Below are 19377 nucleotides of genomic sequence, written 5' to 3' on the forward strand. Positions count from 1 at the left end.
CGTCTTGGTGAAGCGCTCGCCAGGCCGCGCGCGCACATGCAAAGCTGGTGTCCATTCGACTTTGATCAGAGCCGCCGCCATGACCACCTTGATCGCTCCCCGCGTGCATGACATCGGCGGGCTGGAAGTGCGCCGCGCCGTGCCCACGCTGCAGGCGCGCAGCGTCGGCCCGTTCGTGTTCGTCGACCATATTGGCCCGGCAGTGCTGGAGCCCGATCACGGCATCGACGTGCGCCCACATCCGCATATCGGCCTGGCCACGGTGACCTTCCTGTGGTCCGGCGAGATCGGCCACCGCGACAGCCTGGGCTCTGACCAGGTGATCCGCCCCGGCGACGTCAACTGGATGACCGCCGGCCGGGGTATCGCCCATTCCGAGCGCACGCCGGCCCCCGAGCGCGCCCGCACGCATGCGCTGCACGGCATGCAGACCTGGATCGCGCTGCCGCGCTCGGCCGAAGAGACCGCGCCCGCCTTCCATCACCACGCCGCCGCCAGCCTGCCGCAGCAGCGCCGCGCTGGTGTCTGGCTACGCGTGATCGCCGGCCGCGCGTACGGCGAGGAATCGCCGGTACAGGTGTTCAGCGGCACGCTCAACGTCGCGCTGGATCTGCAGCCGGAGGCGGAGATCGACCTGGACACCGGCCACGCCGAACGTGCGCTCTACATCCTGGAAGGCGAGGCGCAGCTGGATGGCACCGACGTGCCCGCGCGCCACCTGATCGTACCCTCGCCCGGCAGCCGCGGGCGCCTGCGCGCCAGGACGCCGCTCAAGGCGATGCTGCTCGGCGGCGAGCCGCTGGATGGGCCGCGCCACCTGTGGTGGAACTTCGTCTCCAGTTCCAGGGAGCGCATCGAGCAGGCCAAGGACGATTGGCAGGCCGGCCGCTTCGGCCGCATTCCCGGCGACGACAAGGAATTCATTCCACTGCCGGAAACCCCGGCGCCCAAGCCGGTCAACTACCCCTGACCGCAGCCGGCAGCCCGGCAGTGCCACGCTGCCAACCCAGGTCTCGCAACGGGAGTGCCCGCGCGCACGACCGATTGCAGCCCAACCTGCGAATTGCGCTTGAGCTTGTAGCCCCACCTGTGGTAGTCATGTCGACATAGATTGGGGGCAGGTTGCGTGCGGGCACAGCCGGGCGGGGAGCGCACGGGCTGATGCCGCGACACGGTCAACAACGCTGTCCCTGCGCAGACATCCAACGCCGGGGAACACTTGAATGAAGTCCGCATCCTGCCTTGTCGGCCTGAGCCTGCTGTTGGCCGCCGCCACCGTTCACGCCCAAACCTCACCGGTCTGCCCACCGTTGCCGCCAGCCTCCGGGCTGCAGTGGAGCGAGCTTTCAGGTGCGGACTATCTGTTCTGCAAGGCCATGACTGCAGACGGTCGCCAGGTGATGGGCGTCATGCTGACCACGCGCGACCCGGCGATGACGCTGGCGCGTGACCGCCGCGCGGAGAAGGGCCAAATCCAGCAGGAAGACTTTTACTGGTACAAGCTCGACCTGGGCGGCCGCGAGCTGCCGGGCATGGAATCGCGCCGCGTCACCGTGGTCGAGCTGGGCAAGAAACGCTATGCACAGCTCTGGATCGACGGCGCCAGCACCGAAGAGCTGGCCTCGATGCAATCGCTGGTGCAGAACATGGATCTGCAGCCCGCCAGCCTGGCCTTGCAGCGCTGACGCAACCGGCAGTGAAGCGCCAGGTCATGCCGACCTGGCGCGGCCCGGCAGGCGCGCCAGCTGCGTACACGCCGTTGCATGCCCGGCGCGCCTGCGCTTTCACATGCCTGCTGCAACCCCCGACACGTCGCCGTCATCCTGCAGTGCCGTATCGGCGCGCACCTCGTCGGTGCGCAGCCGATGGAGCGGGCAGATGTCGGCCACCTCCAGCAGGCGGTCACTCACGCCGCTCTCCTACGCGTGGCGCGAGCGGCCGGCTAAAACCGGCCTTCCTGGAAGTCGACGAAGGCCTGCATCAATTCCTGCTTGGTATTCATCACGAACGGGCCGTGCCGCATCACCGGCTCGTTGAGCGGGCGGCCCGCCACCAGGATCAGCTGCGCGCCGTCGGCACCGGCCCGCAGCGTCAGGCGCTCGCCGCCGCCCAGCACCGCCAGTTCCTGCGCAGGCAGCGCACGCGCGGCATCGCCCTCGCCCACCGTCACCGCACCTTCAAAGGCGTAGGCAAACGTATTGTGGCCGCTGGGCAGCACATAGTCCCAGGACGCCTCCGGTGCCAGTGCGATATCCAGGTACACCGGCTCGGTGGCCGGTTGCACGATCGGGCCGCGCACCTGGCCCACGGCTCCGGCGATCACCTTGACCGTGACACCGGGCGCCGGCTGCGCGACCGGGATGCTGTCCGGTGCGTACTCCTGATACCTGGGGTCGGTCATCTTGTCGCGTGCCGGCAGGTTCACCCACAGCTGGAAACCGCGCATGCGCCCGGATTCCTGCTCGGGCATTTCCGAATGGATCAGCCCGCGGCCGGCGGTCATCCACTGCACGCTGCCCGGGGTCAGCAGGCCTTCGTTGCCGTGGTTGTCCTTGTGGCGCATGCGCCCGTCCAGCATGTAGGTGACCGTCTCGAAGCCGCGGTGCGGGTGGCTTGGAAAACCGCCGATGTAGTCCTCGGCCTTTTCGGTGCCGAACTCGTCGAGCATCAGGAACGGGTCCAGATCCGGCAGCTGCTGGGTGCCGATGACGCGGGTCAGCTTGACCCCGGCGCCGTCGGAGGTCGGCATGCCGCGGATGGTGCGCAGCACATGCGCCGCTGTCGTGGTGGTGGTGCTCATTGCGTGATCCCTGTGCCGTGTGTCGGTGCGCCAATGATGGGTGCGCCTGCTGCAACGCCCAACCACGGCCGCTGCAACCGATCGTTCCAATCGTCGGCCTCCTATGGCGGGCGCTAGCGCATCGTGTACCCGAATACTCTACGACCAAAGTTTTACCCTGCCGCGGAACGCTGCCATTGACCGCAGCCTGGCACGGGGGGACCCTTGGGCGAATCGTTCCTGAGGGGCATGCATGAAAGGGTTCTCGAAGCTGGCCTGGGGCGCGCTGGCGCTGCTGGCCGCGTTCTGTCTGGGTACCGTGGCGCTGCGGCGTGGCGAGCACATCAATGCGCTATGGATCGTGGTGGCGGCGGTGTCGATCTATCTGATCGCCTACCGCTTCTACAGCCTGTTCATCGCCGACAAGGTGATGCAGCTGGACGTGACCCGCGCCACGCCGGCGGTGGCCAACAACGACGGCCTGGACTACGTGCCCACCAACAAGCACGTGCTGTTTGGCCACCATTTCGCCGCGATCGCCGGCGCCGGGCCCCTGGTCGGCCCGGTGCTCGCCGCACAGATGGGCTACCTGCCCGGCCTGCTGTGGCTGGTGGTCGGCGTGGTGTTTGCCGGCGCGGTGCAGGACTTCGTGGTGCTGTTCCTGTCCAGCCGCCGCAACGGCCGCTCGCTGGGCGATCTGGTGCGCGAGGAAATGGGCCAGGTGCCCGGCACCATCGCCCTGTTCGGCGCCTTCTTGATCATGATCATCATCCTGGCGGTGCTGGCGATGGTGGTGGTCAAGGCGCTGGCCGAAAGCCCGTGGGGCATGTTCACCGTCATCGCCACGATGCCGATCGCGCTGATGATGGGCGTGTACATGCGCTACATCCGGGTCGGCAAGATCGGCGAGATTTCGGTGGTCGGCCTGATCCTGTTGCTGGGTGCGATCTGGCTGGGCGGCAAGGTCGCGGCAGATCCGAGCTGGGGCCCGGCATTCACCTTCACCGCCAAGCAGATCACCTGGATGCTGATCGGCTACGGCTTCGTCGCCTCGGTGTTGCCGGTGTGGCTGCTGCTGGCACCGCGCGATTACCTATCCACCTTCCTCAAGATCGGCACGATCCTGGCACTGGCGATCGGCATTGTGGTGGTCATGCCGGACCTGAAGATGCCGGCACTGACCCAGTTCGCGTCCACCGGCGACGGCCCGGTGTGGAAAGGCGGCATCTTCCCGTTCCTGTTCATCACCATCGCCTGCGGCGCGGTCTCCGGCTTCCATGCGTTGATCGCCTCGGGCACCACGCCCAAGCTGCTCGCCAACGAAGGCCACATGCGCTACATCGGCTACGGCGGCATGCTGATGGAATCGTTCGTGGCGGTGATGGCGCTGGTGGCCGCATCGATCATCGAGCCGGGCATCTACTTCGCCATGAACAGCCCGGCCTCGCTGGTCGGCAGCGACACGGTAGCCGTTGCGGCCAAGGTGTCCGAGTGGGGCTTTGCGATCACGCCCGAGGTGCTGGAAGCCACGGCACGCGACATCGGCGAGCACAGCATCCTGGCACGCGCCGGTGGTGCGCCCACCCTGGCGGTGGGCATCGCGCAGATCCTGCACCATCTGCTGCCGGGCGAAGACACCATGGCGTTCTGGTACCACTTCGCGATCCTGTTCGAAGCGCTGTTCATCCTGACCGCAGTGGATGCCGGCACACGTGCGGGCCGCTTCATGCTGCAGGACCTGCTGGGCAACTTCATCCCGGCACTGAAGAAGACCGAATCGTGGACCGCCAACATCATCGCCACGGCCGGCTGCGTGGCGCTGTGGGGCTATCTGCTCTACACCGGCGTGATCGATCCGTTCGGCGGCATCCAGACCCTGTGGCCGTTGTTCGGCATCTCCAACCAGATGCTGGCCGGGATCGCGCTGATGCTGGGCACGGTGGTGCTGTTCAAGATGAAGCGCGACCGCTACGCCTGGGTCACGCTGGTGCCGGCGTTGTGGCTGCTGATCTGCACCACGTATGCGGGGCTGATCAAGATCTTCGACAGCAACCCGGCGCAGGGCTTCCTGGCGCAGGCGCACAAGTACCAGGACGCCATTGCCGGCAACACCATCACCGCGCCGGCCAAGACGGTGGCGCAGATGCAGCAGATCGTCACCAATGCCTACGTCAACACCGGGCTGACGGTGCTGTTCCTGTTCGTGGTGGGATCGATCCTGGTCTACGCGGTCAGGACGATCGTGATTGCGCGCCGCAATCCGCAGCGTAGCGACCGCGAAACCCCGTACGTGGCCTTGCAGCCACACCAGATGGCGGACCTGTAATGGGCACCCAACTCGTTCTTGCCAGCCAGTACCAGGTGCATCGCCGCATCTGGCGGCGCCTGATACAGACCGCCCGCCTGTGCTGCGGCATTCCCGATTACGACAACTATGTGCGTCACATGCTGGAAAAACACCCTGACAAGCCGGTGATGGACTACCCCACCTTCTTCCGCGAGCGCCAGGACGCGCGTTACGGCGGCAAGAGCGGGTTTCGCTGCTGCTGACCGGATGACCGGGCAGGTGGCGAGTCGGGATGCAGCAGGGCGCGATGCGAATCGCGCCCTGCTGCGTTGATGGCTTGGGTTGGCCGCAGGGAGTCCTCTCGCACTCATCAGCGCGGACACACCGCAAGCACGGGCGGCCGATGGATGGCCTTGCCGATGGATCAGTTGTAGGGCGGGTGATCTGCGGCCTGGCTGCAGGGCCCTTGCCCGCCCACGCTGCGGGACACGCCGCAAGGCCGGGCGGCCGATGGACGGCCTTGCGGAAGGAACAGTTGTAGGGCGGGTGATCTGCGGCCTGGTTGCAGGGCCCTTGCCCGCCCACCATCGCGGGACACGCCGCAAGTACGTCCTTGTAGGCTCTGGCGCGGCATCCATGCCGCTCAAGGTCCCGCGACGGTGGGCGGGCAAGGACCAGTAAAGAGGGTCGGTGTGCGTGGTTGCGAGCGGGACATGACGTGCGTTGGTCGGATCAGGGTGCATCCGATCAGCTTTCAGGCGCACGCCGAGCAACAGCCAGACTTCAGTAGAGCAACCCAAGACTTCCCAGCGTCTTGAGGTAAGCCTGGCAACACGCAGGTTTTCAACCGACCACCGACCAACGTCTGGTGCGCTGTCCTCGCCGGTTGCGGGACCGTGTGGCGGCATGGATGCCGCCACCGAACCTACATGGACGTACTTGCGGCGTGTCCCGCGAGCGGTGAGGACACCGCGCCCTCGACTCACCGAGCTGTTGACCTGGACTTTGACCTGAGCGTTTGACTGCACTCAAACCACGCTACGGCTCAACAGCTCTGTTATCGCAAGTCGATTGCACGATCTGGCCGACTGCGGTTGAAGAACGAGCTGGCTGCCACTTCGCCGCCATCGACACCGCATTCAACATCTCTTGTCAGCAGCGCTCAGCCAGCGCGTTTTTGCGCAAGCCCCTCGAACAACGCCGGTAAATCGCGCATATCGTCGAACACCGCCAGCACGCCAAGCCGACGCAAGGTGTCGGCATGCCCCTGCGGGATATGGCTGGCCCCGGTGAAACCCAGCACCTGCATGCCGGCCGCCAACGCGGCAGTCGCACCGGTGGGGCTGTCTTCGATCACCAGGCAGCGCTCCGGCGCAACGCCCAGGGTGCGTGCAGCCATTAGATAGACATCCGGCGCCGGCTTGGGACGCTCCACCATATCGGCAGCGAAGACATTCCCCGCCGCACGTGCGGTGAGCCCCACCCGTTCGACCGAGGCGATCACATTGTGGCGGCGGCTGTTGGAGGCCACCGCCAGCGGCAACGGTATCTGTTCCAATGCGTCGCGCACGCCGGCGATCGGCTGCACCTCGGCCTTGATCAAGGCTTCGCTACGCGCCTGGATCTGGGCCAGCAAGGTCTCCGGCAGCTGCACGGCAAAGTGTTCCTGTACGCGCAGCAATACCTCACGCGTGGTCTGCCCGAACGTTGTCCCGAGCAAATGCTCCAACGCCTCGGCCGGCACGAAGGCCGCCAGCGCCTCGCGCATCACCCGGTCGGCCAGTATCTCGCTGTCGACAAGCACGCCATCGCAGTCGCTGATCAGTAATTCGTAGACCATTGCACCCATCTGTTCGCAAAGCACCATTATGCCGGCCGCGTTGTGACCGTTGGCTGTTGTAGATTGCATCCGCGTGTAAAGCCCATCGTGGTGCATCGGCACCATGCAGACACCACCACGGCGAGCGGCCTCAACGGCCGACACCCAGGCGCCGGCGCATGTCACGAAATCTTACCGCGCGTCGTTTGGGCAGCTGGTAGGATCGGCCCGGCTGCGGAAGGACACACCGCAGTGCCACCAGGAATGCGATCAGGAGAAGGAGATTTCGATGCAACCGCGATTCCCCACCCTGCTCGTTCTTGCGACCTCGTTTTTCGCGGTCTCATGCACCGCCTCGCCCGGTGCCAAGGAGCAAACCACCATGTCAGCTACGCTGCACGACCATACCGTCGCCTTCCGCGACCCCGGCCTGACCGATATCGCCAACGCCATTGCGCACGGTGACGTCGCCCGAATCGGCGCACTCGCACCGACAGTCGACCTCGCCGCACACGGCGATCAGAACGTCACCCTGCTCGAGTGGGCGATCTGGAATGAACAACCCCGCGCCCTGGCCGCATTGCTCGATGCAGGCGCAGACCCGTCGTTGCCGGGCATGGACCAGGAAACGGTCGTGCACATGGCCGCCATGGCGCAGGACGCGGAGTACCTGAAGATCCTGCTGCAGCACAAGGCGCCGATCGACGTGGTCAGCGCACGCGCAGGCTGGACACCGTTGTTCCGCGCCGTGCAGAGCAAGCGCGATGCGCAGATCGCGCTGTTGATCGATGCCGGCGCCGATCTGCAGCGCGTCGACAACACCGGCAACAGCGTACTGCACCTGGCCGCCCAAAGCGGCGCGGCGAGTCCGGCAGTGCTGCAATTGCTCAAGGCCGGCGTGGATCCGACGCTGCGCAACGCACAACAGAAAACCTTTCAGGCGTATTTCTTCACCACCCCCGATCGCCTGCTCAATGCCGCCGGTCAGCAGGTCAGGGCGGACGTGCGCGCATGGTTGAGCGCCCACAACATTCCCGTGGAAAGCAGCCGCTAAGCGGGCTTTTCGCACGACGAACGCAAGGAGCCGCGCATGAGCCCGTCAGATTCCACCCACTCGTCCACGCCATTCGCAGAGTCGATGCGTGGACAGCAACCGCAGCCGGAAGACCGCCAGTTTCCGGCGGTGCTGCAAGACCTCTACGCCACTGCCTCGCAGCGACGCGAAGGCAGCGCTGAAACCTTCGCGCCCCTGCCCAACGGCTGGACGCGCATGGACGACAGCACGCTGCAGCGTGCCGGTATCGACCCCGGCCTGCTGCACGACGCCAAGAGCGGTTTCGATGCCGCGTTCTACCGCAACGACCAGGGCCAGGTGGTGCTCGGCTTCTGCGGCACCGACGAAGGCAAGGACTGGAAGCACAACCTCGGCCAGGGCCTGGGCTTCGACGACGCGCAGTACGCGTCCGCGATCCAGCTCGGCAGCCAGGCCAAGCAGGCGTTCGGCGACCAGGTGGTGATCTCCGGACACTCGCTCGGTGGCGGTCTGGCGGCGGCATCGGCGATGGTCAACGACATCCCCGCCGTGACCTACAACGCCGCCGGCGTCAACGACCGCACGCTGGAACGTCAGGGCCTGGATGCCTCGGCGGCCAAGGACTACGCCAGCAGCGAGTTGATCCGCGGCTACCACGTCCGCAACGAGATCCTCACCCACCTGCAGGAAGACAGCATTCCGCTGAAATGGGCGATGCCCAATGCGGCCGGCCATCAGATCGAGCTGCCGGAACCGGACCCGTTGTCGTTCGGGCAACGCCTGGTGCCAGGCATGATGCTGAAGCACCGCCTGGACCTGCACGGCATGGACTCGGTGATGAAGGCGCAGGACATGCAATCGCCAAGTCAGGCGCAAGGTACCGGCAGCCAGTTGTTCAACGATGCGGTGGTGCGGCTGGACGGCCAGCGCGAGCGCCTGGGCCTGCGCGACGACACCGCGTTTCTCAATACCGCCGCCAGCGTGGCCGCGCGTGCCAGCAGCGACGGTCTGCAGCGGATCGACCACCTGGTGCCCAACCGCGATGGCGACAGCCTGATCGCGGTGCAGGGCCGGATGGACGACCCGGCGCATCTGCGCAGCCATGTGCAGACCGCCTCGGCAGCCAGCGAGCCGGCGCACGGCAATGTCGATCAGTTGCAGCAGCACAACCAGCAGCAGTCGCAGCAGAGCACACAGCAGGAAGCGCAGCGCCGCGGTCTTCAGCAGTAATCGTGGTCGGGCACCGGCGCTGCCGGTGCCCGACTCGATGTGGCCGCCCCCCCTTGGCGAACGGTTGTCGCCTGGAGGCAGCGGGTGCATCCGACACTGCGGCAGAGGCGTGGCAACGCCCGCGCGCGCCCGGCAACACGGTTCGACGGCGCGCCAGGCCCGGTCAGCCCGCGCCTGCCATCGCCCGCAGGGTGATGCCGACCAGATAGGCCAGATACGTGCCGGTTGCGTAGCCCATCGTGCCCAGCAGCACGCCGACCGGCGCCAGGGCCGGGTGGAACGCGGCGGCCACCACCGGCGCCGAGGCCGGTCCACCGATATTGGATTGCGAGCCGATCGCGAAATAAAAGAACGGCACCCGCAACAGGCGGCCCAGGCCCCATAGCAACCCGATATGCACCGCGATCCAGATCAGCCCGAGCAGGAACAGCCATGGCCGGTCCAGCAACGCCAGCAGATCCATCTGCATGCCGATACAGGCGATCAGGAAGTACAGCAGCAGCGAGCCGATCCTGGACGCGCCAGCGCCCTCCAGCGTCCGTGCGCGGGTGAAGCTCAGCAGCAGGCCGATGCTGGTCGCCAGCACCACCACCCAGACGAACGGCGTGTCCAGGCTGAACTGGCTGGACCAGCGCAGGTTGGCCTTGCACCAGGCGGCCAGCGGCGTGGCCAGCGCATGCGCCAGCCCGACCCCGCCGAACGCCACCGCCACGATCACCATCAGATCGGCCAGGCTGGGAATGCGCGCGTGTTCGGCCTGAAACTGCGCCATGCGCGCCTGCAGGGCGTCCAGCGCGCGGGTATCGGCTCCGCTGCGCGCATCGATGCTGCGTGCGCGCCCGGCCAGGAAGATCAGCGCCGCCATCCACACATAACCGACGCCCACATCCACCACCGCAAACTGCCCGAACGTGGTGGCGTCCACGTTGAAGACCTCGCGCATCGCCAGCATGTTGGCCCCGCCGCCGATCCAGCTGCCCGCCAGCGCGGCCATGCCGGCCCAGGTATCGCCGGCCACCGTGGCCGGATGCAGCCAGCCCATCACCCAGAACGCCACCACCGCCCCCAGCATGATGCTCAGCGATGCGCCCAGGTACATGGCGACCAGCTTGGGCCCCAGCCCCAGGATGGCGCGCAGGTCAACGCTCAAGGTGAGCAGGACCAGCGCGGCCGGCAGCAGCACGTCGCGCGCGATCGGGTTGTACAGGCGGGTATTGGCACCGTCGATCAGGCCAACGGTGTTGTAGATGCCTGGGAGCAGGTAACACAGCAGCAGCGCCGGGACGACGGCGTAGAAGCGGCGCCACGGCCCCTGCTCGCGCGAGGAGGTCCAGAACACCGCGCCCAAGGTGGCGGCGATCAGGCCGAAGACGACGATATCGTTTTGGATCAAGGCAGAACCGGCAACGTTCACTGGGGCGACACTCTCGACTGGGAGCCGCCAACGTGCGGATCCCAGCAAGAATGGCCGATCGCCTGCATCCAGTCGACTGGCCATCCTCGCAACCACGGGGGGTGCCTACAAAGTGGCCGGATTTACGCAACCGCAGGTTGCCGGGTGCGCGCGATCCCCCCCGCCTGCCCGGGCGGACGGTCAGCGCCGCCTTTCCCCTGCTTGCAGGGTGCCGTACCGGTCAGCCGTAGCGACGCACCACGCGATCGCCTTCGGCGGTATGCAACACCACGCCGCTGGGCTGACCGGTGGTCAGGCAGTGCAGCTTGGCCATCAATTCGGCATTTTCCAGTGCGCCCTGCTCGCGCAGATAACGCAGCGGCGACCATTGCGGCCGGGTGACCCACCAACCGCCCTGTTCGGGATGAATACGGACAACATAGCGGGACTCGTCCATCAGGGCCTCCGGCCGGTAGATGCAGCGATCGAACGATTGAGGTGGGCAGCGCGGGGAGGCGCAGCGCACCGGCGCTGGGGGTGCCATGGTCCTGCCGGGGATGCCGGCGCGCCCTTACTCAAGGGGCCGCGGGAGAGTGGCCAGGGGCCCCGCGTCCGGCATAGCAAGAATGCTTCTTCGCTTATGCCAATACCGTCGGGCGGACACTGGCATGAAGGTAGGAAAATTCCTACGTGACACCGATCAGGGCGGGCGCTAGATTCGCGCTCGAGCGGCGAACCGACGTCGCAAGTGGCCGTCAACGGGCGCAGACGGCGCGAGGGAATTGGCCGCTCGTAGAAATGCCTCGGGGGAGGGAGGAGTCGCATGCATCTGCTCAGGAAGTTCGAGTTTCCGGTCAAGACCGCAATGGTGGTGGGCTATGTCCTGGTGATCAGGGAAGCGATCGTGCTGTGGTCCTGATGCAGCTCTGCCGCCAGGCTGCCGGATAGCGCGCAGCTGCACCCGTCACGGTGTCTCAATCCGCATCCACCCAGCCACGCTGTTGCGCTGCGACCAGATCGGCGGGCGTGTCCACGTCCAGCGCAAGCGCCGGGGCGCTGACGCAGCCCAAGGTCTGCACGTCCAGGCCGGCGAACAAACCACGCAGGCCGCTGTCGCCCTGCAGCGGCACGTCGGCCCAGGCCGCGTGCGTGACCACTGCGGGAATGCCGCGCACACCGGCATACCCGCTGGTGGCGCACCCGGAGGCGGCACGGTCGGCCTCTTCGAGCAAGGCGCGCAGATGCGGCGCATCCAGCGCGGGCTGATCGCACCCCAGGATCAGGCTGCGCCGCAGCGAGGTATCGTCCTGCACATGCTGGCGCAGCGCCGCCAGGCTGGAGCCCATGCCGGCGGCCCAGTCGGCGTGGCGCAACACCTCCACCTGCAGTCCCTGCAGGACATCGCTCAGCGCGTCGGCATCGGCGCCCAGCACCACCACGCAGCGGCGTGGCCCCGTCTGCAACGCGATGCGTGCAAAACGCCGCAACAACGGTTCACCGTCGCGCAGCAACAATTGTTTGGAACGCCCTAGCCGGCGTCCTGCACCTGCGGCGAGCAGCAGCGCGACGTGATCGCTGCTCATGCGTCAACTGCCATCGCACGAGGCGAACGATGGCACGATTCCGGCGGCATTGGAGACCAGTCAAAACCGGCATCGCGCAAAGTCGCGGATAAAGGGCCGGCAATGACGGGCGACGGCAATCGAGCTGCGTCGCAAGCGACGTCGTCATCGTGATCATGTAGTTCGGTCATGGCGACGTGGCGTGGTTTTGGAGATGCGCCAGCGTAGAGATTCAACTGTGCGCGCGGAGTGACTAAATGCAGCGCAGTCTCCGGCTCCCACTGGATGGCGCCGCCTGCACCCGACCAATGGCGTGGCGGGTATCGCATTGCGATGTCAGCTCGCCGATTGGGGAGACAAGGCCACGGCAGCGCTACGATAAACATCGCAGCGCGTTACTGTCAGCGCGGGATGAGGCAGTCAATCGCGGCCGCGAAAGGCATGCAGTAGAGACATACCCAAAGGGCCTATCAACCATCCGCTTTCCACGACGCCGCACCGCAGCAGAAAACCTCGGCTACGAGCAACAGACCAACGCGATAGCCCACCGCGGATCGAAATCAATGCAGATGCGCGATTGCGCCCTGCTGCCCACTCGCCTGACCGCAAAAGCCTCAGCCGACCAGCGCGGCGGCCTGCCCATCGGCCACCGCCTGGGTGGCTTCGGCAATGATGCCCAATGCAATCGTGTGCGGTGAGGAGTGCCCCATGCGCCAGCCCGCCGGCAGCCGCAATCTGGCCAGGGCCGCATCGTCATACCCGAGCGCACGCAGTGCCTGCAGGCGTGCCTCACGCTTCTGGCGACTGCCCAGAATGCCGATGCAGGCGACCCCGGAGGCAAGTCCACGACAGGCGACCTGCAGATCGCTGTCGCCATCGTGCGCAAGGCTGTACAGCGCGGTGTCCGCATCCAGATGCAGATCCTGCAAGGCCTCGCCCAAGGCACGGCGGTCGTAATGGTCCGCAGCCAGTCCGGGCGGCGGCTCGCCGGGACCATGCGGCCGCAACACGCGCACCTCGATGCCCATCTGGCTGGCGAGTGACACCAGCACCAGCAGCGCAGGATCGGCACCGACCAGCACCAGCCGCAGCGGCGGGCGATGGGTGCGCAGGAATTCGTCGGGACGCAGATCCTGCGTGCTCGCCGGGTAACGGACCGCGCCGGTGGTCCGATCCAGCGCGACATGAAACGGGCGACGATGCTGGCGCGCGTTGCGCCAGCGTGCCAGATGCTCGCCAAGATCCTGTACCGGCCAAACCAGCACGCCGATACGGCCACCGCAGCTGAGCTGGATATCCAACACCTGGCTGCCTTCGCCGTAGTCCAGCCAGCGCGGGGTGCCGTCACGCAAGGCGGCGATGGCTTCGTGCGCCACTGCCGCCTCCACGCACCCGCCCGAGACGTAGCCGGCCACCCGCCCATCGGCACTGATGGCCATCTCGCTGCCCAACGGGCGCGGCGAGGAGCCTTGCACGTCGATCAGCGTGGCGATGGCCACGCGCTGGCCCGCCCGATGCCAGGCGCTGAGCGTCGGCAGCAGGTCATCGTGCAACGCGTAGCTTGGCCATGCCGGCCACGCCGGCTCGGCCGGCGCCGCATGCGTGACCGGGGCCACCATCGCACTCACGCGCGCAACAGCTCGGGCAGATGCGGAAGCAGCTTGTCCAGCGTCACCGGGTACTCACGGACGCGCACACCGGTAGCGTTGTAGACCGCATTGGCGATTGCCGCGGCCACGCCGCAGATGCCCAGCTCGCCGACACCCTTGGCCTTCATCGGCGACGACATCGGGTCGCTCTCTTCGAGAAAGATCACTTCCTGGTGCGGGATGTCTGCATGCACCGGCACTTCGTAACCGGCCAGATCGTGATTGACGAAAAAGCCCAGCCGCTTGTCGACCGCCAGCTCTTCCATCAGGGCCGCGCCCGCGCCCATCGTCATGCCGCCGATGACCTGGCTACGTGCAGACTTGGGATTGAGGATGCGTCCAGCCGCACACACCGCGAGCATGCGTCGGATGCGCACCTCGGCAGTGGCGATATCCACGCCGACTTCGACGAAGTGCGCGCCAAAGGTTGACAGCTGATGCGTCTTGGAGAGGTCGCCGAACTCGATCTTGTCCTCCACCACCAAGGCGCCATTGGCGGCCGCATCGCCCAGCGCGATGCGCTTGCTGCCGGCACGCACATGGCTGTCGGCAAATTCGGCCTTGGCCGGGTCCAGCCCCAGCTGCTTGGCGACGGCCTCGCGCAGCTTCACCGCTGCAGCGTACACACCGGCGGTGGAGCTGTTCGCACCCCACTGCCCACCGGAGCCAGCCGAGGCAGGAAAACTGGAATCGCCCAGCCGCACATCCACCCAGTCCAGCGGCACGCCCATCATTTCTGCGGCGGTCTGCGCAATGATGGTGTAGGAGCCGGTGCCGATATCGGTCATGTCGGTTTCCACCACCACGCGACCGCCCTGCTCCAGGCGCATGCGCGCGCCGGAGGTCATCACCGGCGCATTGCGGAACGCTGCCGCCACGCCCATGCCGACCAGCCAGCGCCCATCGCGGTTGCTGGCCGGCTTGGCCTTGCGCTTGGACCAGTCGAAACGCTTTGCGCCATCTTCCAGGCACTTGACCAACTGACGCTGCGAGAACGGGCGCTGCGGGTTTTCCGGATCCACCTGGGTATCGTTGACGATCCGGAACTTGACCGGATCCATGTCCAGCTTCTCGGCCATTTCGTCCATGGCCACTTCCAGCGCCATCAACCCCGGCGCTTCGCCAGGCGCACGCATCGCATTGCCTTCGGGCAGATCGAGCACGGCCAGGCGTGTGGCAACCAGGCGGTTGGCACCGGCATACAGCAACTGCGTCTGCGCGGCCGCAATCTCAGGCCCGCCCTCAGGCAGGTCGCCTGACCAGCTCTCATGCGCAATCGCGGTGATCTTGCCATCGCGCTGTGCGCCGATACGGATGCGCTGCACGGTGGCCGGGCGGTGCGTGGTGTTGTTGAAGATCAGCGGCCGCGGCAACATCACCTTGACCGGGCGTCCGACCTGGCGTGCGGCCAGCGAGGCCAGCACCGCATCGGCACGCAGGAAGAGCTTGCCGCCGAAGCCGCCACCGATATACGGCGACATCAGACGCACGTTTTCGCGCGGGATACCGAGCGTCCTGGCCAGATCGCCCGTGCTCCAGTCGATCATCTGATTGGAGGTCCACACCCTGAGCTTGTCGCCCTCCCACATGGCGATCGATGCGTGCGGCTCCATCATCGCGTGCGAATGGTCAGGCGTGGTGTATTCGGCATCCAGTTGCACCGGGGCTGCCGCGAAGGCGCTATCGAAATTGCCGACTGCGCTGTTCGGCGCCCCGCCCTCCTTGGTGACCTTGGCGCCATCGCGTGCCTTCTCCAGATCGTAGGCACCGACATGGCGGCCGTAGTCGACCTTGATCAGCTGGCCTGCGGCGCGTGCCTGTTCGAAGGTCTCGGCCACCACCACCGCAATGGCCTGGTGGTAATGCTGGATCTCCGGGCCGCCCAGCAACTTGGCGGTGTTGTATTTGCCTTTCTGCAGCTTGCCTGCATTCTGCGCGGTGACGATGCCGAGCACGCCTGGCGCATTGCGCGCAGCGCTCAGATCGATGCTGCGGATGCTGCCCTTGGAGATGCCGGCACCGACGACATGGCCGTAGGCGGCACGTCCAGGCAGGTCGTGATGCTCGTAGGCATACGGCGCCCGCCCGGTGGTCTTGAGCGGACCGTCGATACGATCGACCGGCTTGCCGACGACCTTGAGCTGGTCGATGGGGTTGGTACTGGCGGGAGTGTCGAATTTCATATCAGGCCCTCGTGTCGGCCAGGATCGCGGTCAAGGTGCGCTCAACCAGCGGCAGCTTGAAGGCATTGTGTTCAGTGGGTTGTGCGCCATCGAGCAGCACGGAGGCAATCGCACGCGCACCCTGGCGCGACTGCGCTTCGGCCGCCTCGCTGCGCCACGGCTTGTGGGCGACACCGCCGACGCCGACACGCACGCTGCCATCGCGTTGCACGACCGCCGCAACCGACACCAGGGCGAATGCGTACGAGGCGCGGTCGCGCACCTTGCGGTAGACATGCGTGCCGCCGAGCGGCTTGGGCAGGCTTACCGCGGTGATCAGTTCGCCGCGTTCCAGGACGGTTTCCAGGTGCGGCGTCTTGCCGGGCGCACGATAGAACTCGGACAGCGGCACCGCACGCGTCTGTCCATCCGGGCGCACGGTTTCGACAACCGCATCGAGGACGCGCATCGCAATGGCCATATCGCTGGGATGGGTGGCGATGCATTCTTCGCTCACGCCGATCACCGCCAACTGCCGGTTGAAGCCGCCGATGGCCGCGCACCCGCTGCCCGGCAGGCGCTTGTTGCACGGCTGATTGGTGTCGTAGAAATACGGGCAACGCGTACGTTGCAACAGGTTGCCCGCCGTGGTGGCGCGGTTGCGCAACTGCCCCGAGGCACCTGCAAGCAACGCGCGCGACAGCACGGCGTAATCGCGACGCACGCGGGCGTCGGCTGCAAGATCGGTATTGCGCACCAGCGCACCGATGCGCAGGCCGCCGTCCGGCGTTTCCTCGATGGTGTCCAGGCTCAGTCCGTTGACGTCGATCAGGTGCGAGGGCGTTTCGATCTGCAGCTTCATCAGATCGAGCAGGTTGGTGCCGCCTGCGATGAATTTGGCACCCGGCTGACGCGCCGCCTTGGCCGCTGCATCGGCGGGCGAGGTCGCGCGCTCGTAGCTAAACGCCTTCATGCGCGCTCTCCGGCAACTTCGTTGATCGCATCGACGATGTTGGAATACGCGCCGCAGCGGCAGATGTTGCCACTCATCCGTTCCTGCAGTTCCGGCGTGGTGAGCCGGGTCTTGCCGGTGAGATCTTCGGTGACATGACTGGGAATGCCGCGCTTGACCTCGTCCAGCACCGCCACTGCCGAACAGATCTGCCCGGGCGTGCAATAGCCGCACTGGTATCCATCGTGCTTGACGAAGGCCGCCTGCATCGGATGCAGCTTGTCCGGCGTGCCAAGGCCTTCGATGGTGGTGATCTTGCCGCCCTGGTGCATCACCGCCAGCGACAGGCAGGAATTCATCCGCTGCCCATCGACGATCACGGTGCAGGCACCACATTGGCCGTGGTCGCAGCCTTTCTTGGTGCCGGTCAGCTGCAGGTGTTCGCGCAGGGCATCCAGCAAGGTGGTGCGATTGTCCAGGGTCAGCGTCACCGGCTTGCCGTTGACTTCGAACGCAACCTGGCTCGATGCATTGGCAGGCTCGACTGCCTGCCGCTGCGACATCGCAGAGGCGGCAGTTGCAGCCATCGATTGGGTTGCGGCAACGCTGGCTGCCGACGCCGTGCCAGCGATCAGTACCTCGCGACGGGTCATCTTGATATCTCTCATGGCTGGCATCTCCAACAATGCTGGCTTATACAGTTCTTAAATAATGTGCAGCGCGGCCGGTCACAATCGCGTGAGCATGCAGCGCGTGTGTGCGGGGGTGAATCGGCGGTATGCCTTGATTCTAGAGCCGCTGCAGGCAGGCATTGGCGGCATGGACGGCATGTGCCTATGAAACGCGCTCATCATTGTTGGCATGCGGTGCGCGCCGGCCTGCGCATCGATCAAGGCGCACCGACAGCGCGCGTGTGTGTGGACAGCGGGTTGCAGCGCTTGCGGTGATGCAAGATGTTTTCTCGACATGCTGGAAGGGATGCCCGCATCCCTGCCAGCTGCGTGGGCGACGACGATCAGAGCCTCTACGCGACGCGCGCTCCGTCATTTTTCCGCTTCACCATGAGCGTCTGGCGCAGCCGGGCGCACTGTGTAGAGAACATCCAGGTAGAGAACATCCGGATGCGAACGATCAACTGCAGCGGCAACCCACGCCTAGCGCGCAGTTGCCAGACGCGCATGGACAGCGTGCAGGCCCTGGCGTCTCGGCGTGGTACATGCCGACTCGGCGCAGCGGCCGCGCCCGCCCGGTGGCAAGCGCGGCAGTTTGCAACTGCTCCTAGAACTCCAGCACGATCTTGCCCAGGTGGCCGCCTGCCTGCTGCAACGCAAACGCGTCGGCGATCTCGTCCAGCGCGAAGGCGCGATCGATCACCGGGCGCAGCGGCAAGGCGTCCAGCGCACGCACCAGCTGCTGCTGATGCGTGCGGCTGCCGACCACCAGCCCTTGCAGGCGCTGCTGCCGGACCATCATTTCCGCGGTCGGCACCGGACCGGCGGCACCGGTCAACACGCCGATCAAGGCGATATGCCCGCCCACCCGTCCAGCACGGATCGATTGCGCCAACGTGCCCGGCCCACCGACCTCGACCACGTGATCCACGCCGCGTCCGTTGGTGATCTCCCGCACCTGCGCCGACCACTCGGCGTGCTGCCGATAGTTGATCACGTGGTCTGCACCCAGCGCGCGCGCCTTGGCCAGCTTTTCGTCGGACGACGATGTCGCAATGACGGTGGCGCCCATCGCCTTGGCAAACTGCAATGCAAAGATCGACACACCGCCGGTGCCGAGCACCAGCACGCTATCGCCGGCCTTGAGTCCGCCATTGACCACCAGGGCGCGCCATGCCGTGACGCCGGCCGTGGTCAAGGTGGCCGCTTCGGCATGGCTGTAGCCGGCCGGCGCATGCGTGAACGCGTGCGCAGCGGCCACGACTGCGGAACGCGCATACCCGTCCACGCCATCGCCAGGCGTGGTGGCAAAACCGGCACGTAGCGGCTCGCCATCCAGCCAGTCGGGAAAGAAGGTGGATACCACATGGTCGCCGACGGCGAACTCATCCACCTCCGGCCCGACGGCCTCGACCACACCGGCGCCGTCGGACATGGGGATGCGGCCATCAGCGGTCGGTGCCTGCCCCGACACCACGCCAAGGTCATGGAAATTCAGCGAGCTTGCGTGCAGCCGCACTCTGATCTGACCGCGTGCCGGCTGCCCGGGGTCTGGCAGCGCAACGGCATGTAATGCGTTCAAACCTGCAGGATGAGCTAAACGAATGGCGCGCATACGGCACTCCCTGTTGTGATCGGCGTTCGGGATAACACGCCGGGCGTTAGCCGCATGCAGTCGAGCTGGCTTTTGGCGCTGCTGTCGGCTGCCGTGTTTCGTCGCATCGTCGAGCACGGTGACAACAGCAGGCTGGACAGCGGCGCGGTTGCACGCCAGCTGAGCGTTCCCGCAGCGCATGAGGCATCAATCACAGATCTGCATTGCACGCCGCGGTGCAAGCGA

General features: G+C 66.3%; 17 protein-coding genes. 6 read left to right on the forward strand and 11 right to left on the reverse strand.

Features of this window, described 5'->3' with window-relative positions; all coding sequences use genetic code 11:
* Positions 1-79: 79 nt before the first annotated feature.
* The gene (locus CPBF1521_RS16180) at positions 80-970 is read left to right on the forward strand and encodes a pirin family protein (protein ID WP_115677619.1); all 891 of its coding nucleotides are present in this window, start codon (positions 80-82) and stop codon (positions 968-970) included.
* A 253-nt stretch (positions 971-1223) separates the two neighbouring features.
* Positions 1224-1685 (forward strand): hypothetical protein, encoded by a 462-nt coding sequence (locus CPBF1521_RS16185; RefSeq protein ID WP_104648103.1) that lies wholly within the window; start codon positions 1224-1226, stop codon positions 1683-1685.
* Between the two features lie 99 nt (positions 1686-1784).
* On the opposite strand, the gene CPBF1521_RS21730 is transcribed toward CPBF1521_RS16185, so the two are convergent.
* Both CPBF1521_RS21730 and CPBF1521_RS16195 read right to left on the reverse strand, forming a co-directional pair.
* Complete coding sequence (locus CPBF1521_RS21730; RefSeq protein WP_268980816.1) at positions 1785-1910, reverse strand: hypothetical protein; 126 nt, start codon at positions 1908-1910, stop codon at positions 1785-1787.
* Positions 1911-1942: 32 nt separating this feature from the next.
* Entirely contained in the window at positions 1943-2800 is an 858-nt protein-coding gene (locus tag CPBF1521_RS16195; protein ID WP_104583116.1) for a pirin family protein, read from the reverse strand.
* A gap of 232 nt (positions 2801-3032) precedes the next feature.
* On the opposite strand from CPBF1521_RS16195, the gene CPBF1521_RS16200 reads away from it, so the two are divergent.
* Positions 3033-5105: a carbon starvation CstA family protein gene (locus CPBF1521_RS16200; RefSeq protein ID WP_104648104.1), complete on the forward strand. Its 2073-nt coding sequence runs from the start codon at positions 3033-3035 to the stop codon at positions 5103-5105.
* On the forward strand, positions 5105-5329 hold the full coding sequence (locus tag CPBF1521_RS16205; protein ID WP_016904074.1) for a YbdD/YjiX family protein: 225 nt from the start codon (positions 5105-5107) through the stop codon (positions 5327-5329). Before CPBF1521_RS16200 ends, CPBF1521_RS16205 begins: the two co-directional genes overlap by 1 nt.
* Before the next feature lie 899 nt (positions 5330-6228).
* On the opposite strand, the gene CPBF1521_RS16215 is transcribed toward CPBF1521_RS16205, so the two are convergent.
* On the reverse strand, positions 6229-6933 hold the full coding sequence (locus tag CPBF1521_RS16215; protein WP_181901260.1) for an HAD family hydrolase: 705 nt from the start codon (positions 6931-6933) through the stop codon (positions 6229-6231).
* A 241-nt stretch (positions 6934-7174) separates the two neighbouring features.
* Here CPBF1521_RS16215 and CPBF1521_RS16220 point away from each other — a divergent pair, with 241 nt between their 5' ends.
* Positions 7175-7939, forward strand: a complete 765-nt coding sequence (locus CPBF1521_RS16220) for an ankyrin repeat domain-containing protein (protein ID WP_181901279.1) — start codon at positions 7175-7177, stop codon at positions 7937-7939.
* A gap of 36 nt (positions 7940-7975) precedes the next feature.
* Positions 7976-9148, forward strand: a complete 1173-nt coding sequence (locus CPBF1521_RS16225; RefSeq protein WP_115677620.1) for a Tle-like phospholipase domain-containing protein — start codon at positions 7976-7978, stop codon at positions 9146-9148.
* Between the two features lie 163 nt (positions 9149-9311).
* Here the strand turns inward: CPBF1521_RS16225 and CPBF1521_RS16230 are convergent, their stop codons facing one another.
* From CPBF1521_RS16230 to CPBF1521_RS16265, 8 genes are all read right to left on the reverse strand, one after another.
* Complete coding sequence (locus tag CPBF1521_RS16230) at positions 9312-10562, reverse strand: DUF819 family protein (RefSeq protein ID WP_104648107.1); 1251 nt, start codon at positions 10560-10562, stop codon at positions 9312-9314.
* Between the two features lie 220 nt (positions 10563-10782).
* On the reverse strand, positions 10783-10998 hold the full coding sequence (locus tag CPBF1521_RS16235; RefSeq protein ID WP_104583112.1) for a hypothetical protein: 216 nt from the start codon (positions 10996-10998) through the stop codon (positions 10783-10785).
* A 517-nt stretch (positions 10999-11515) separates the two neighbouring features.
* Positions 11516-12124 carry a nucleotidyltransferase family protein gene (locus CPBF1521_RS16240; protein WP_115677621.1) on the reverse strand — a complete coding sequence of 203 codons (609 nt, stop codon included), beginning with the start codon at positions 12122-12124 and terminating at the stop codon, positions 11516-11518.
* Between the two features lie 593 nt (positions 12125-12717).
* Positions 12718-13731 (reverse strand): XdhC family protein, encoded by a 1014-nt coding sequence (locus tag CPBF1521_RS16245; RefSeq protein WP_181901261.1) that lies wholly within the window; start codon positions 13729-13731, stop codon positions 12718-12720.
* Positions 13728-15935: an aldehyde oxidoreductase molybdenum-binding subunit PaoC gene (gene paoC / locus CPBF1521_RS16250; RefSeq protein WP_115677623.1), complete on the reverse strand. Its 2208-nt coding sequence runs from the start codon at positions 15933-15935 to the stop codon at positions 13728-13730. The genes CPBF1521_RS16245 and paoC overlap by 4 nt, the downstream gene beginning before the upstream one ends.
* 1 nt (position 15936) lies before the next feature.
* Positions 15937-16887 carry an FAD binding domain-containing protein gene (locus CPBF1521_RS16255; protein ID WP_039526229.1) on the reverse strand — a complete coding sequence of 317 codons (951 nt, stop codon included), beginning with the start codon at positions 16885-16887 and terminating at the stop codon, positions 15937-15939.
* Positions 16884-17534: an aldehyde dehydrogenase iron-sulfur subunit PaoA gene (gene paoA, locus CPBF1521_RS16260; protein WP_164739730.1), complete on the reverse strand. Its 651-nt coding sequence runs from the start codon at positions 17532-17534 to the stop codon at positions 16884-16886. The genes CPBF1521_RS16255 and paoA overlap by 4 nt, the downstream gene beginning before the upstream one ends.
* Before the next feature lie 610 nt (positions 17535-18144).
* Complete coding sequence (locus CPBF1521_RS16265) at positions 18145-19152, reverse strand: zinc-dependent alcohol dehydrogenase family protein (protein WP_104583106.1); 1008 nt, start codon at positions 19150-19152, stop codon at positions 18145-18147.
* Positions 19153-19377: the final 225 nt, after the last annotated feature.

This window comes from Xanthomonas euroxanthea (assembly GCF_900476395.1).
Lineage (GTDB): Bacteria > Pseudomonadota > Gammaproteobacteria > Xanthomonadales > Xanthomonadaceae > Xanthomonas > Xanthomonas euroxanthea.

Coding starts and splice junctions, on each gene's coding strand:
- CPBF1521_RS16180 (WP_115677619.1), top strand. CDS start 80: ATGACCACCTTGATCGCTCCCCGCGTGCATGACATCGGCGGGCTGGAA.
- CPBF1521_RS16185 (WP_104648103.1), top strand. CDS start 1,224: ATGAAGTCCGCATCCTGCCTTGTCGGCCTGAGCCTGCTGTTGGCCGCC.
- CPBF1521_RS16195 (WP_104583116.1), bottom strand. CDS start 2,800: ATGAGCACCACCACCACGACAGCGGCGCATGTGCTGCGCACCATCCGC.
- CPBF1521_RS16200 (WP_104648104.1), top strand. CDS start 3,033: ATGAAAGGGTTCTCGAAGCTGGCCTGGGGCGCGCTGGCGCTGCTGGCC.
- CPBF1521_RS16205 (WP_016904074.1), top strand. CDS start 5,105: ATGGGCACCCAACTCGTTCTTGCCAGCCAGTACCAGGTGCATCGCCGC.
- CPBF1521_RS16215 (WP_181901260.1), bottom strand. CDS start 6,933: ATGGTGCTTTGCGAACAGATGGGTGCAATGGTCTACGAATTACTGATC.
- CPBF1521_RS16220 (WP_181901279.1), top strand. CDS start 7,175: ATGCAACCGCGATTCCCCACCCTGCTCGTTCTTGCGACCTCGTTTTTC.
- CPBF1521_RS16225 (WP_115677620.1), top strand. CDS start 7,976: ATGAGCCCGTCAGATTCCACCCACTCGTCCACGCCATTCGCAGAGTCG.
- CPBF1521_RS16235 (WP_104583112.1), bottom strand. CDS start 10,998: ATGGACGAGTCCCGCTATGTTGTCCGTATTCATCCCGAACAGGGCGGT.
- CPBF1521_RS16240 (WP_115677621.1), bottom strand. CDS start 12,124: ATGAGCAGCGATCACGTCGCGCTGCTGCTCGCCGCAGGTGCAGGACGC.
- paoC (WP_115677623.1), bottom strand. CDS start 15,935: ATGAAATTCGACACTCCCGCCAGTACCAACCCCATCGACCAGCTCAAG.
- CPBF1521_RS16255 (WP_039526229.1), bottom strand. CDS start 16,887: ATGAAGGCGTTTAGCTACGAGCGCGCGACCTCGCCCGCCGATGCAGCG.
- paoA (WP_164739730.1), bottom strand. CDS start 17,534: ATGAGAGATATCAAGATGACCCGTCGCGAGGTACTGATCGCTGGCACG.
- CPBF1521_RS16265 (WP_104583106.1), bottom strand. CDS start 19,152: ATGCGCGCCATTCGTTTAGCTCATCCTGCAGGTTTGAACGCATTACAT.